Source organism: Cyclobacterium xiamenense, from assembly GCF_900109255.1.
Taxonomy (GTDB): Bacteria; Bacteroidota; Bacteroidia; order Cytophagales; family Cyclobacteriaceae; genus Cyclobacterium; species Cyclobacterium xiamenense.
On record NZ_FNZH01000001.1, the window covers coordinates 155,391 to 170,126 of the forward strand.

The 14,736-nt window shown below is 46.2% G+C and carries 5 protein-coding genes; 2 read left to right on the plus strand and 3 right to left on the minus strand.

What is annotated here, in order from left to right; translation table 11 throughout:
• Window positions 1-10: 10 nt before the first annotated feature.
• From BMW71_RS00540 to BMW71_RS00550, 3 genes are all read right to left on the minus strand, one after another.
• The gene (locus tag BMW71_RS00540; protein WP_092168015.1) at window positions 11-8,575 is read right to left on the minus strand and encodes a LamG-like jellyroll fold domain-containing protein; all 8,565 of its coding nucleotides are present in this window, start codon (window positions 8,573-8,575) and stop codon (window positions 11-13) included.
• An 8-nt stretch (window positions 8,576-8,583) separates the two neighbouring features.
• Entirely contained in the window at window positions 8,584-9,459 is an 876-nt protein-coding gene (locus tag BMW71_RS00545; protein WP_143057511.1) for a tail fiber protein, read from the minus strand.
• Between the two features lie 114 nt (window positions 9,460-9,573).
• Window positions 9,574-11,439, minus strand: coding sequence for a helix-turn-helix domain-containing protein (locus BMW71_RS00550; protein ID WP_177179541.1), 1,866 nt, complete (start codon window positions 11,437-11,439; stop codon window positions 9,574-9,576).
• A gap of 1,803 nt (window positions 11,440-13,242) precedes the next feature.
• Here BMW71_RS00550 and BMW71_RS00560 point away from each other — a divergent pair.
• The gene (locus tag BMW71_RS00560) at window positions 13,243-13,515 is read left to right on the plus strand and encodes a hypothetical protein (protein ID WP_092168025.1); all 273 of its coding nucleotides are present in this window, start codon (window positions 13,243-13,245) and stop codon (window positions 13,513-13,515) included.
• A 568-nt stretch (window positions 13,516-14,083) separates the two neighbouring features.
• Window positions 14,084-14,659 (plus strand): Crp/Fnr family transcriptional regulator, encoded by a 576-nt coding sequence (locus BMW71_RS00565; protein ID WP_092168028.1) that lies wholly within the window; start codon window positions 14,084-14,086, stop codon window positions 14,657-14,659.
• Window positions 14,660-14,736 lie beyond the last annotated feature (77 nt).

Below are 14,736 nucleotides of genomic sequence, written 5' to 3' on the forward strand. Positions count from 1 at the left end.
GATCGTGTCATTATCGTCGAATGATCTTTTTGTGGAGTACTCGGCCATCGACCTGGATACGCAGGATGTACATCCCGCTTGCAATGGCCGGCTGGAATTCTATTTGGTTTTTTCCGATTTTGGCGGCGATAAGCGATTCTTCTACTTTTCTGCCGTCCACGGTATATACTTGTACCAAAACGTCTTGCACCTCTTTGGCACCGAATTGAAGCATAAATTTATGGTCGAAGGGATTGGGGATCACGTTGAGTTGGCTTTCGGCCACCTGCAGGATTACGGGTTGCCTGAGTGTGCCCAGGATCGTATTTCCCGAAAACTCAAAGGTGGTGGAGGTCATTGTTTCATCGCTTCCCCGCCCCAAATAGAAAGTCAGCTTCTCTTTTTGATCACCATAAATGGTGAGAAAGCCTAGGGTTTTGCCGACAATTTCCATGGGCGCTACTTGTCCCTTTATTTCACCCTTCACGTCATAGACTAGTACCTGTTCGTAGCTCTTTGGCAGTTGAACGATGGCATTCATGGTTTCCGGATACTGAAGCCAGGAAGGCTGCATCCGCCCTCCTTCATCCGGTGCCATTGCCTGGGTGCTTTTATTGGGCTGGGTTCGGAGGTTGGCATGGAAAATGGACGGATAGGCAAAGCGCTGACCACTTGCAGATTTAAGCATATAGCCTCTTCCCGCCCGCAAAAAGGTCAGGTTACCGCTCCAGCCGTTACGTGCGTCATATATGGCAAATTGGGACTGGGATTTGATCAGGTCACCTTCTGTGGCCTGAAAGCCGGCCAGGGCGTCTCTCACGGGTATATTCTGCCCTATTGGGAAGGGGAGCCAGTTCCAGTTGGGTTGCACATCGAAGTACCACTCGGATAGATCCACGGGTCTACCTCGGAGTTGGAGCGATTGTTCTTCCCGTAAATAGACCTTATACATACGTTCCGCACTCAGCCCGCCACTATTGCTGATGGTACCTGACCAAGTGCTGTTGCCAGGCTGTAGTTCGTCTCTGTAATAGGTCTCCAAAAGTGCGGGGGAGTGGCTCTGAATACGGTCATCGGTATGCAAATTAATGCTGGCGGTCAGTTGATTAAGATCGGCAAATAGGGGATCGTGTACCCGAGAACTAATCCAGGTCCAACCCTGATTCAGTGGTATCGCTTGTTCCTGTACTTCGGTATTCGCGACTATTCCAGGGGCCTGCAAACTACCTATTACCTTATTGAGCATAAAAGGTGTAGTCAGTTGGTCGTTTAACGTAGCCTCATAAATGGTGCCATTGGTCGCGTTCCAGATTTTAAAGGAAATCGGTTCATCGAAGAGCTCGTTACTGTAAATCGTTAGGAAGATAAAGTATTCATCATATGCAGGGTCGTAGCTGAGATTTCCGACCCCGCGCAGGGCTCCTTGATGGAAAGCTGCCACCTGATCCATCCCGTCCCGGCTGAAGATACCATTGAGTCTGACTCTACCGATTACGGTCATGCTGTAATCAAAAGCAGCAGGGTCAATTTTCCAGTCTGGGCTTTCGGGAAGCACCCTAAGATTGACCACCTGGCTTTGGGGGAATCCGAAATCGGTATCCAGGACCAGGTTTTCGGTATAAACCCCGGGCGTCATTTCCGGGGCAATATGCGCCTGAATGGTTACCTGGCTAAGCGGGGGGAGCGTTCCTGAGGTCCTGCTTAGGCTGATCCATCTTGGAACTCCGCTAAAGCTATAGGACTGTGGTGTGCCGCCCTGGTTTTGAACAACCAGGTTCAGCGTCATGTCTTGCTCGGAATCTTTTACCAGGTCCACAGGCGCTGTATGCCCTTCCACGAACCAGTTGACGGCGTTTTTCTGTACATAGGCAGTCCAAGTGACGGGGGATTGTTGTTGGTTATTTGCTCCGTCGAACATTCGGTGTACCGTGATGTCCAATACCTGACCTTCAATTTCGGCCCAACGATTGATAACCGGTTCCAGGATCATCTCATCCTCGTTGATGATTTGGTTTACCTGGAATTTTACCAGGTTTCGAACCGGTTTGATCGGCGGACCGTCCGCGCTGTAATTTACCCCTCCGTGACTAAGCAATGCCGGGGTCGAGATCAGGCTGTTATTGCGAAAGGCATGGAAGTACCTGGGGCCGCTATTATTCAGCTGTTCGGGGGCATTCATCCTGGCATAGAGCAGTAGGCCGATGGAGGTTTCGTCGATTTCAAAATACCTGTCACGGCTGATTTGCTCCAGATTCCTAAGTGTGTTCCAAAGCCTCAATTCGTCGATTTGCCCCTGAAAGGGACGGTCCACGTTTTCTGCGCCATCTAGCGACACACTGCCTCTGGCACCGATCCATATCCGGTTTCCCGAAAATCCGCCAATACCCGTTGACAGGTGAGAGGACACCTCTTGGGCGTCCACCAGGGTTCTTAAATTCCCGGAACGATTGAGCAATAGGACAATATGATGCCAGGTATCGTCTGCAATGGACGTGGAGGTCAAGGGAAGTTCCAAGCCCTCACTGGCAAAGGAAAGGTTACCTTCTGCATTCAGATTAATGGCCCACTTATTGGCAAATCCGTTGCTTTGCCGGATGTCTGTACCATCGCCCTTCCCATTGGAAAAGAGGGTTCCCTCGTGACCTGCTGGTGTTTTAACCCAAAATGAAAGCGTTGCATCCATGGTCGGGGTAAGCTGTACAAATCCAACATTGTCCAGGGTCATGTACTGTGCCTGGTCAAAATGATAGGCTGTTCCTTTGGGTCTAATGTCCCAGTCCGTTTCTACTCGGGCATGTTTGAATCGGGCGAGATCATGGGCAATAGTTCCCCTGCCTTCGTCAAGTGGCCAGTAGCCTATGAGACCTGGTTCATTTCCTTGTAGTTTGTTGTACATATTGGCAAAAGCATCTTGCAGGGAAATGGCTCTTCGCCACATCCTAACGGAGTGGATGTTGCCGATAAAGGTGTTTCCGCCCAGGACAATGGGGTTGTTTGAGGCGATACTCATGGTTGTGCCTCCATTGCCGGAGGCTACCACGGTACCTTCTTCGTATATTTTAATATCCCCATTTCGGTGATCGTATGTGAAGGTATAATGATGAAACAGACCATCATCTGAGATAGGGCCTTTGATCCGGGTATTTCCAAGGGTGAAGGCCAATTCCCCGTTTTCAAGTGAAATATCCAATCCTCCGGCCTGATATATCAGCGTGGCGGAAGGTGCTTCCGTGGCATTGTTCATCCAGAATTCCAGGGTCAAATCCTCATTCAGAATTTGGGGATTTTCCAGGATCATCACGTTTTCCTGCCCCTGGAATCGAAGAGAAACCGCATGGTTTACCGGGAGTTGGTTGGTTTGTCCTTTTATTTCCACCAACGATACTGCGGGATTAAAGAAAAGGGGCTCATTAAACCTTACTTTTAGATCTGATCCTATCGATAATATGCCGTCGGTAGGAGAGGGGGTTCCAAATCGCAGGGGTGCATTCAGATCTACCCTTCCCTGTGCAACTTCCGAAACGAATTCGGTACCATTGGTACAGGTGCTTCTGGCCCGGATTTCATACCGGCCATCGGCAAGGCCCCTTTCCACAATATCAAATGGGAATGTCAGATTTGGGGTGGCGATAAGGCTTATCTGCTGCCTGTTGGAGGCTAACGCATTTTGGTAGCTGGCTTCCAGGTTGTAATATGTGTGCAACCTGCTCCATGTGGGAAAGCCCAGAGGGCGGTATTCCAGATCAATGCGTTCGAAGCCACCGAAATTTCGATTATAGCCACCCAGATTTATCAATAAGGGATTGCTGCTGCCATCCAGGTTAAATGCCGTCTCTCGGTTAAAGGTCCAGTTTTCGAGAGGAGCGCTCAGGGTAACTTGCGAACAGGATGGCACAAATTGGGCGGAAATCACCACCTCGTCAAAGGTGTTTATTGGGTCGCAAAGAGACTGCAAGATTACCTTGATATCCTTGTAATCGTAGACATCTGAGATAGATTTGCCGAGCGTTAGCGCGTATTCTACCCTTTCCCCGTAAGGAATAAATACCACCGTTCCGTTTTGGCTGATATTGAAAATGGCATTGTTTGGATTGCTCGTATTGTCTACGATCAATTGATAGTACCCGTCTACTTCCGCGGCGCTGTTGTTTTCCAGGATCAACGTGAACTCCGCGTTTTGGCTCTCTGGGACATTGGCCAAGTCTGCTGTTTCCACGCTGATTTGCGGGACTTCTATGCGTTGGGTAGCATTACTTAGGGGAACACGGTGCTCCTCCGGTACCGGTAAAATAGGGAATGTGCTTCCCTGAAATTTGGGGGAATAGAAATGGGAAAGTTCCTCCCCTTCGTACGGACAGGAGGTACTTCCCCCAATCGTGCTGAAAATGGGCCCGTTTCCGTCGAATGTGTTCATCACATTTACACTAAAAAGGTTAAACGGATTTGGGTCTTTCAAGGTATAGGAGATGGTTACGGTTGAGGCACTTTCCTCTGTGAAGGAGGCATTCATATCTTGCTTGGCAAATCCTCCACCTGAAATCAGTAATCCCGCTTTATTCAGGCGGAATCCCGTACGAAATGCGAAAGTTTCGTCAATGGTAAGGTTAAATTCCTTCGTGTTTTCATTCACGATTACTGTTTCCAAGGTTCTTGTAATTTCGCCCGCTCCCGCATCAAAGGAAATATTGTTTACCTGGCTTTGATTGATCAATTCCAACAACGATTCCGAGCGGGTTAGCCGGTTTCTTAATCTGCCTTCGTAGGAACCCGCCCCAGCCCCTTGAAGGTCGGAGTCATTGATTAAATTCACTAAATCCGTATTGTATTCCTCTAAAAATAGTCTGGACTCTCTCGAAAAGAAGAATTTGTCCCTTATGGCCAGGTTTTTAGCCCGTTCGTTGTCTTGGATGGTTTTTCTCCATTGATAAATTTGCTCGAGGTACTCGTCTCTTCTTAACACGCCGGGATCGTCTTCTTGAATAAGGCCATTATCCAAATTTTCTATGATCTTTTCGAGTTCTGGGATCAATTGATTGATAATATGATCTTGTGTATAAACAAAGAACGTTTCGGTAGGCCGTTCATTAAAGAATATGGCTTTCTGAGTACTGATAAAGGCGCTTTCACCCGCTTTATTTTGGAGTTCAAGGTAGGGATTGCTCCCAATTCGAGCGTGGGAGGCCTGTACATTGTCAAATTGACCATAGGCAATGTTTTTTGATTGCCCTATGTACAGGTCGCCTTTGGCACCCACAAACCTGGGATCGTTGCTGGTCGTCATTCGCTGGGTAAAGGTATAGGTTTTGGTGAGCGACTCCCCATCTGTTGATCCTGTCACCAGGTTTATTCCGGATGCGATATCATTTATGGTTTCGGTCGTAATTAAAGGACCAACTATCCCACCGCCAGCGGCAACTTCCACGCCGAACAGGACCTTCAAGTTCAAGGAAAGTCCACCAGAAAACGCATTTCTTACCCTACTGGTAAAACTCACCCGTTGTCCCTGCTCGATAGCGGCAAAGCTGTTCGAACCTGGGGGATCTCTCAATATTATGTCCGGAATATCGGGAGCCTTTGTAATAAAGGTCTGGCTTCCATCGGATTCCCCTCCTAAAATAATCCCTTCACTGAGGTAATTTTCCGCTGGGTAATCCACCCCATTTATGCGAAACCGAATGTCGAGATTTCTGGTAAAGGGGGGCGAAATGGCCGGACTGCCGGCTTTGAAGGTATATCGGATGATGCTTTGGTCTTCTTTATCTCTAAGGAAATTCTCTGAATTATCCAAGGCAAGGTTGTTATTGACGACCATTTCCCCATCCAAAATGGGTACCTTGTCTTCTTTTTCTTCACCGCCATCAAAGTTTACATACCGTTCAAAACTACTCATAGCGATTTCATACTCTCTGAATTGCGTAAAGATGGGGTAGGGCATTCCTTCTGTGCTAATGATTGTAGAATCATTTAGTTGAAGCGTTGGGTCAACGGTTTGGGAATTGATCCTGAGCACTGGCATCGACCGATGAATAAAACTTAGCTCGTATTGAAAGGGATCTCCAACGACCTTACGCTGATCCGGAAGGATAAACTCCGGGCTTATTTCGGGCCTTATCTGCTCAAAATTCAACTCTTCAGTAGCTTCCAACAAAGAAAGCGTGGGGTTTGAAGAAATCCGAAGCCCGTTTAAGTGATTTATTTCATATTGAAGCGGCAAAACCTTGATCCTAAACTCCCCCGACGCTGGATGGGTATGAAACCTATGCCGGGTTTCCTCCGTAGGACTGCTTCCTCCAGGGAGGTGGTCCAAAACCAGTTCTGCCAGTCCTATATTATTGATGGCACTAATTACCTGTTCTATTTCAACCCCTTCTCTATCCAGGTACCTTTCTTTCCGGATACCCTCGCTACCAAATCCAATCGGTTTCTCGGCCTCCACGCTTCCCCCTACCACTTTACCTACCACTGTTACCCGGGTGGTGTCTATAAAATACACGGTCTCTGTGGCATCTTCAAAAAACTCCTTGAATTCTCCTTCTTCGGCAGGGAATCTGCCGTTGAATAAGAAATGGTGCCCGGTTTTTTCCACCGAAATCGCGTGGTCACCGATGGGTACCCTGATCTCAAATTCTCCTTGCTGATTGGGTTGCACCGGACGATTATTGGGTCCCATTACAATCTGTCCATCCACGCGAATGCTGATTTCCTGCGGACTGATGGTCGCATATTGCTCCAGGTAATCGTCGTCAGGGTCTGCCGGTGTTCCGTTATCGTTGTACCAATACTGGCCCTTTGGATACGTTAGCCCCCCTTTTTCGTAATAATTGTACCCCTCATCGATAATCCCGGGGTTTGAAACATATTCAATGCCTTCGCTGAGATTTTCAAACTGCCCTCCATTGGTTTCTACAAACGAGGGGAAAACGCCTCTGGTGTCAAACAGGACCCGTCCCCTGAAAATAAAGGAACTGATATCCGTAAAATCTATCCTGTTGACCACCTCAGAGCCTCTTCCCAAAAACACCATCTGCTGGCCGGGATCAAATTTGTGCTGACCGAATAGTGGGGTAATATTGAACGATTCCCCGGTGCCAGAATAAGAAATGGCATTGATCTCATAGTTTCCATTGCTATTGGTAATTCCCATCACGCCCAGTTGGTCGCTGTTGGGAATGTTTCCGCCCCCTCGAACCCATCTGGGTCTTTGGTCTTCAGGAGTAAGAGCTGTGTACAAGCGGATATCGTTTTTATTGTATTCGAAACCGTTTCTTGAGAGATCATAGGCATATCGGCCGGTGCCTTCATTGGCTCTAAAATAGGCGATCAGCGATCGATCGTTGCCTCCGATATACCGCTTGAAGTCCTGTCGTATGGTGGCAGAGTCCAACCGGTTTTCGCGGTTGTCCCAAATTCGGATTTCATCCAGGATCAGCTGTCCTTCTCCTCCCATGCGGAAGTCCTGCCACCTGCCTTGGTTTCCTCCACGGTCAAGTACCAGGGGCTCGCTGTTGGTGGTGATCTCCATGGGGCCTCGGGCATAGGTAGGATCCAACAGCCGTTCTGTAGTATTGATCAGCGCTAAATAATCCTTTCCAATTTTTCGGCCATTCAGGTATAGCTGCGGATGATCATTGTCTTTTAGAACGATGGTGAAGTGCGTGAATTGATTGACAAAGTTGGCAATGGGCACAAGGAGATCATCCCCACGTGCGTCAATATTCCCGTTAGGCAAGTAGTTTTTTATCTCGAAGGTAGATCCATCCACCCGGATACGCAAGGTTTGATTGGATGCATCAAAAGCATAGTGCGCATCCAGTGTTTCTTCAAAATATTGCATACGAAAGATCCTACCTGTTGGATTGATTTCCTCCTGATCGGGTTTAATCCAAGCTTGGAAAACCACCGATCCCTCGAGTGGGCGGTTAACCAGGTTCAGCGGCAGTACACTCTCTCCCGGAATCTGTAATGCACTTCCGGTATTGTTTGGCGTACCGGTTGGTTCCGCATAAACCGTAACGTCGGCCACTGGATTTCCGCCTTCAAAGGAGATATTGCCTGTTACCGTAGCCGTGGGAGAACGAAAGCCAATGCCTGTAATGAAGTTCACGAATGGCATTTCTGTATCTAAAATACCCTCTGCCTTTACTTTATATTCGTAAAGCACGCCTCCCTCTGCAAACGCGTCTTCAAATTCTGTCGTAGTACCTGGTCGGTTGGCCAGCAATTGAAAGGGGCCTGGTGAGTTGTCGCTGTATATTCTTCTATATATCTTTACGCTGGTAATGCGGTCTTGATTGTTTAGAAATTCCCAGTTTAGCCGGACCTTATCACCAAAGTATCCTTTCGATATTTCAAAAAACTCGGGTGCAAAGGTTTGGTATTGATAAAAAATGTCCCAAGGAAATCGGATGTCCAGCGGAGCAAACTTTCGTTCCGACACTGCCCTGTTGGCGCCCAGTATAGGAACTCCTACTTGCAATGTAAACCCTTGATTACGAATAGCTTGGGAAGCGGTAACATCTTTCACATTGACTCGCTGTGCAAAGACAGTACCAATGCAAAGGACCAACAGAGGCAATATAATGAGCAGCCGTTTCATTTGTCGGCTCAAAGTTTGATGATGTAATTTACACCTGTGTTGATGGGGCGTGTTTCATCTCCTCCCGTTTCGGCGGTATTTCCTTCTATCGGATGGGTGTGGGCCCCGTCGGGCTGTGTAAAGAAATCGGTCATGGAACCGCCGTTCGTACGTATATAGTTTGTAATAGAGCGAAATAGTCCAGTTGCTACAAGTGCGCCATCCGATCGAATGGAATGCTGGTGTTCTCCTCCTACTGCCTCCATGTCAGCGCCTGCTTCATGACGATGTGTTCCCAGCATATCCGCTTGTGTTTGCAAAAGGTCCGGTCCTTCCTTTCCAAATTCCTGGTTTTGACCGGTACCTCTTAAAAACATCCCCCTCAGATCGGGAACGGTCGCTTTACCCAGCAGATTTCGCAGTCTTTCCGAGCCTGCCACGTTTGAGACATCCTGTCCGTGACATAGCACCCAGCCTTGGGGTGCTGTATCTCCAATGTAAGGCATAATGGATCCTGTGGGCACCCCATTTCCTGCACTTACAGCGTACGGAACTTGTTTTAGTTTTTCATCGGAGATGATAGTGGAGCCTTCTTCTATCTTTAGATAGGTTTCGTAATAGGCAATAACCGGGTAATGCTGCTGGCCCACTTCGAATACATAGGAAAAAACCCCAAAAGCATCCGTCTGAAGGTTTTCGTTTACGTTTAGAATGGTTTCCTCTGTATTGTTTTCTGTCAGGTAATACAGGGTAAACCTCAAGGTAATAGCTTCATTTGACCGGGCATTGTTATTGGCATCTCTTGCAATGCCTTGTATTCCGATGCCAGCCTCATTGGCGATCATTTGAGAATATGCAACAAAAATCTGCCCCATTAAGCATAAAACGAATAGACCCTTTTTCATAGTAAGTGGATTGAAATTCGGTGTAAATCTGGCCTTTTTGGAGGTAAAAAAATGTTGATTTTGGGTCAAAAAAAGAAAGATTGGGGACAAAAAACGCTGAATAACCCCTTGCGTTTAGGAGTTCTTTCGTTTCAGTAGCTGATTTCTATATTCCCTGGGAGTTTGCCCATACTGTTTTTTATAACAGTTAGTAAAGTAGCTGCTTGAATTAAACCCGACCTTAAAGGTGATTTCAGCAATGTTGAGATCGGAATAGGAAAGCAACTGCTTGGCATACGCTAGCCGTTTTTCCTTGATTAGTTCGTTGGGATTTTTTCCGATTAACTGATTGGTTTTACGATAGAGGCTCTTTCTACTCAAACATAACTCCTCACTGAGTTGGCTAACGCCAAATTCCGGAGACGACAGGTGCTGATTTACAACTCCCTCAATCTTTTCGGCAAATCCATCCAGCGATTCAGAAAGCGGTTCTACAGGTTGATCGAATGGGGAAGCGAATCTAGGTTGTTTTAGCCTGGAACGGTGTTTCTTGTCACTGGATTTCTTTTGCCAAAAGAAGGAAAAAACCACTACGGCAAGCAGTGCACTTCCTATCATTGTGGGCACTAGTAGTTCCTGAATGGTATAGCGGTGTTGTACATCCAGGGGCAGATGTAGCATACCGGCCACGCTACCCCGACTATCGAGTGCCCGAATAAGGAGTTCATCCCGTCGCTCCGGAAGGTCCACAAGGTGTAGCAAGGGTTCGTTCGACCTTTGCCAACCCGCACTGTCAGATTTCCATCTGTATTCGAATGAGGTGTATCCTCCCAAATTAAAGAGCTTTAGGGTAAGGGTAGTAGGCTCGCTGGTAAGGACGATCGGTTTTTTAGAAAGAACCGCAGAAGTAATATCTTCCGAGAAGCTTCCATCCTGGGCCGAAACTACAGCGGCATTCCATCTAAGCGAGTACGTACTATCTGTGTAATTTCGGTAAATGTCGGCCGGGTCGATTAAATTTATGCCCGCCACACCCCCGAAATAAAGGAGGCCTTCCTGATCTTGAAAGTGAGCAATGCGGTTGAACTCATCATCAGTTAGCCCATGTTCCTTTCCGTAGCGCACGGCTCTTTGTTCCGATGGATCAAACATAAAAAGCCCGTCCTCGGAAGGCATCCATAATCCTCCCTTATTGTCCTCGTAAACGGCGTGCAGTTCGTTACTGCTTATCCCATTAGATGCATCAAAGCTGGTCAGCTGCTTCCTTTCCGGATGCCACTGCAGCAACCCTTTTCCATGGCTGGCGATCCAAAAAATGCCTCGCTTGTCTATGTGTAGGTGGTAAATGGGCGTGTCTTTGGTACAATTTACCAATGAATCATAAACTCCCGCTTGCCCACTAAACCCATGCTTGAAATCAAAATGCCGCAGACCTAGGGTGGTAGCCAATAAAAGGCCATCTTGTACAGGATGTATGTGGTTGACCCTTGCTATGGAATCCGAAGGGACCAATGGGGGGAAAATAAAGCGTATCTGACCTCCCAAGCTATCCAAAACGGCAAGGCCTACGCTGGTCCCAAGCCATACCTTGCGCTCAGCGTCTTCGTAGATGCTCCATATGTTCAAGCTGGTGTAATCAAAGTTAGGTAAGAGCGGAAGTGTAAAGACAGTGGGCTCCCTGTTTGCATCGTGAAATCGCATCAGGTAATGACCATCTGATAGCCAAAGAGAGCCTTCGGTTCCTGCATGGGCTGCCAGTGGATGCACAACAGGCTTGTTATTATAAAACGGTGATTCGCTTCCTTCATTAAATTGGTAGATTAATCTTCCCGAGTAACTGTTGGCGTACAATTTCCCCCTCCATTGGGCAATCCCCCGGAAGCTAAAGGCATTGCCAAACCTATCCCTTCCCGTAAACAGTTTTTGCGCGATGGAAAATGTAGGTTTGATGGCAAAAACGCCGTCGTTTGTGCCCAGCCATACCTGCCCGAAATGGTCCATTACAGCACACTTAATACCGTGGGCTTTCGGGAAATCTTGTAAAAGAAACGAGAAGTCTCTACTTTCTTTGGTCTTACGATCCACGTGTGTAATCCTCCTTTTTTTAATATTCCATTGCGAAGAGCTTGTCGGGTCAAGAAAAATGTAGGATGTTTCAGGAAAAGAGGATACCGTTGGCGAATACAGCAGGCTACGTAACATGGGGAAAAAGTAAGAAAGATCGTTTGATGGTACATTATGGATTGGGTAATAATTACCCCCTAACGGTATCGTTTCTTCATAGGGAGGTAGTTCGGATTCGTTTATTGAAGTGAAAGTTCCCGTGCGACTCACGCTAAAAATGTCCCCTGACGTCCGAAAGAAGAAATTTTCAGTCGTACAGTAGGTAGAGATGATTTGGGTTTGCCCAGGCGATTCGAACAACCGTGATACCCGATCACCATCGGACAAAATGACCTCCTCTTTGGTGGTGATAAATAATAATTCTCCGTTTTTGGCAGGAATTACAGCCCGAATGGGTTGAACAGAGACCCAGTCATTGCCTACCACCATCAGCTCCTCCGAATCAGGAAGCAATCTGTAAAGATGATACGTGTTCCAACGGTCAATGCCGACCGCATAAACGGTGCCTTTTTTATCTGAAGCAACAGACGTGAAGTTAATAGAATTAGCTTCTTTTCCGGTTGGAGCAAAGCTGTTAAATTCCGTGCCGTCAAATTTTGTCAAAGCACCCAACCCAGCGATCCAAAGATACCCATCATGGCCGAGATATAGGTCATTGACCATGGAAGTAGCCAGGCCACTGTCGGTAGAAAAGTGACGAAGGCTCACGTCAATTAACTGACCTACTACCGACGACGTTGGGTATACCAAACTAAATCCTAACAAACACCATTTGAAAAAGAACCTTCTAATGAACTGAATATAGAAGTATAACCTTGCCATGGCATATACAATATGCGATTAAATGCTGCTGGATAAATTTAATTAATTTGATGCTTGATTTCAAAAAGGAATGGCTTAAAATATTGTCCCAGGTAAAGATCCTCGGGTCGAGTTGCTTTCAATCGGGCATAGACAGATTTCCATATAGTAGGCGGACAAGAACTGCCTTGAAATCCCACATTTGGATGCTGGAAGGTCCAACGTGCGACTGTCCCAGACACGGCCCCTATACCCTTTGCATCCGTCTGTGGCAAAGTGCTGATGGATTTCTGAGCTACTGGAACCAAGATCATCAAAAAACTGCCGATCAATCGTAGATCGGGCTTGGGAGAGAACGCTCCCTCTGGTATCGGTTTATTTTGTTGTTACGAGCACTTTTTTCTTAACGTAATCGAATGGGGCATAGCCAGGCAGTACCTTCCGGGCCAATGCCAAGAAATGCCTCTGGGAAAGGGTGCCCGGATAAGCGGTTGGAATCGCGAATCCAACGCGGACGATTCCGTATCGGTTAAATGGCTAAGAAAAATTGTAATCACAAAGCTAGTTGTAATTCCTCCAAATTCTTCTATATTTAACGATGTTGCGTCCAGCGCCCGGTAGGGAAATAACTGCGAGGGCTGCCGATCGGTATGTCCAATAAAGGGAAACCGACCAAAATAGTTACAGATACCTGACCAAAAAATGAATTACAAAAATCTTACATTAATAGTTCTAATTGGACATGTTGACGCCTGCTTTGTTTTTGGACTGAATGAAAATCCAGGTAGCCGATACGTTGATGCGAATAAAAAATACTTAGATGCCTCTTGCCCAATAGAAATTGATCAAACAAGGTAAAGATTTACAAAACTCAAGTAAATGGAAAAGAAAGACCTGTACCAATTGACTGACGAAGAACTAGTAGTCGAGAAGAAGAAACTAAATAAATCCAAGATCTTTAATGCAGCAGCGATTGGCTTTCTTGGAGGCATACTCATTTTCGGTATTGTCTCCTGGAGTCTCTCTTCGGACAAAAACTTGGGATTCTTTATTCCCATGGTAATACCCATTGTTTTTATTTATCGGATGCTCAAAGGTCCAAACAAAACCAAGGATTTGGAAGAGGTTTTAAAAGAACGCAACTTAAATTGACGGATTACTGAAAGCATGTATTGCCCGGAAAACCTTCCAAATGGGCCAATTTCTCGGAAGTATGGGCAAGAACAGAAAAATGCAGTGTAGAAAAACGCAAAGAAAAAACAGGTAGTTCAGCCAATAATACGTATCGGCTATGCCTTTGAGGCACTTTGCATGGCAGAGACCATTGAATGACCTTGGAAACCAGTGCACGTACCAATGGCAGAATCCCAAAACATCGGATCTGCCTGCCGAAGAGGCTCGTGCTGGGGAGTTTTCAACACCGACTTTTGCTGCCGCACATACGGCGGCAGAGGATACGTTTAGTAAACGCGAATAAAAACCTGCGGCTACTAACAGAGGTAAATGTCCTGTACACCAAGGGCGCCCGTTCGTGGGCGCTAGAAAGCGGTACAAATACCTTTCTGTCCTTTCTTCCATCATTGGAAATTTATTCAACCATTAATATTCCTATATTCACAGTGACCAGAACATGAAGCGCCCCTGATTCTTCGGGAGTTCACTGGAATGACAAGGGTAAAATTCCATTGCCTGAACCGATTAGCTGCAATTCCGACTTGGCATGAAAAAACAATTTGAAGACTTTATTTACCAAAGAGTAAAAAGAGCGAAAGATCATGAAGTTCAAGAAATTTTATCCATTTTCTCCAAGAAAAAATTTAATAAAGGAGAGCCCTTCAAAAAGGAAAATACAGCTATAAAAAAACTGGGATTTCTCGTAGAAGGTAGCGCAAGAAACTATTTTATAAATGATAAAGGAGATGAAATTACGGATCAAATCGTTCAGATCAATAACTTTCTATCAGACATTATAAGTGTTAGGACTGGAGATAAATCCCCAATAATTATAGAGATTATAGAAAAGTCGATTGTGCTTGTTGCTAATATGGAAAGCGTTTGGAGTTTGCTCGAATACAACGTAACATTTAATATTTTGATTAGAGAATATATAGGGGATCGATCCATGGAATTAGTCAAAAGACATCTGATGTTTCTAAATGGTACTGCCAAAGAACGATATCAGTATATTTTGGAGACTAATCCCGAAATACTCAAGAAATACCCACTCAAGTACATAGCATCCATGATCGGGGTGACCCAAACCCAACTTAGTAGAATCAGAAAAGAAAAAAAGTAAACAATCGAGATTTTTCAACAAATGTAAAAGGATAGTGTGTTAAGAGGTGTGAGATTTGTGTCATCAAACAATAAAAT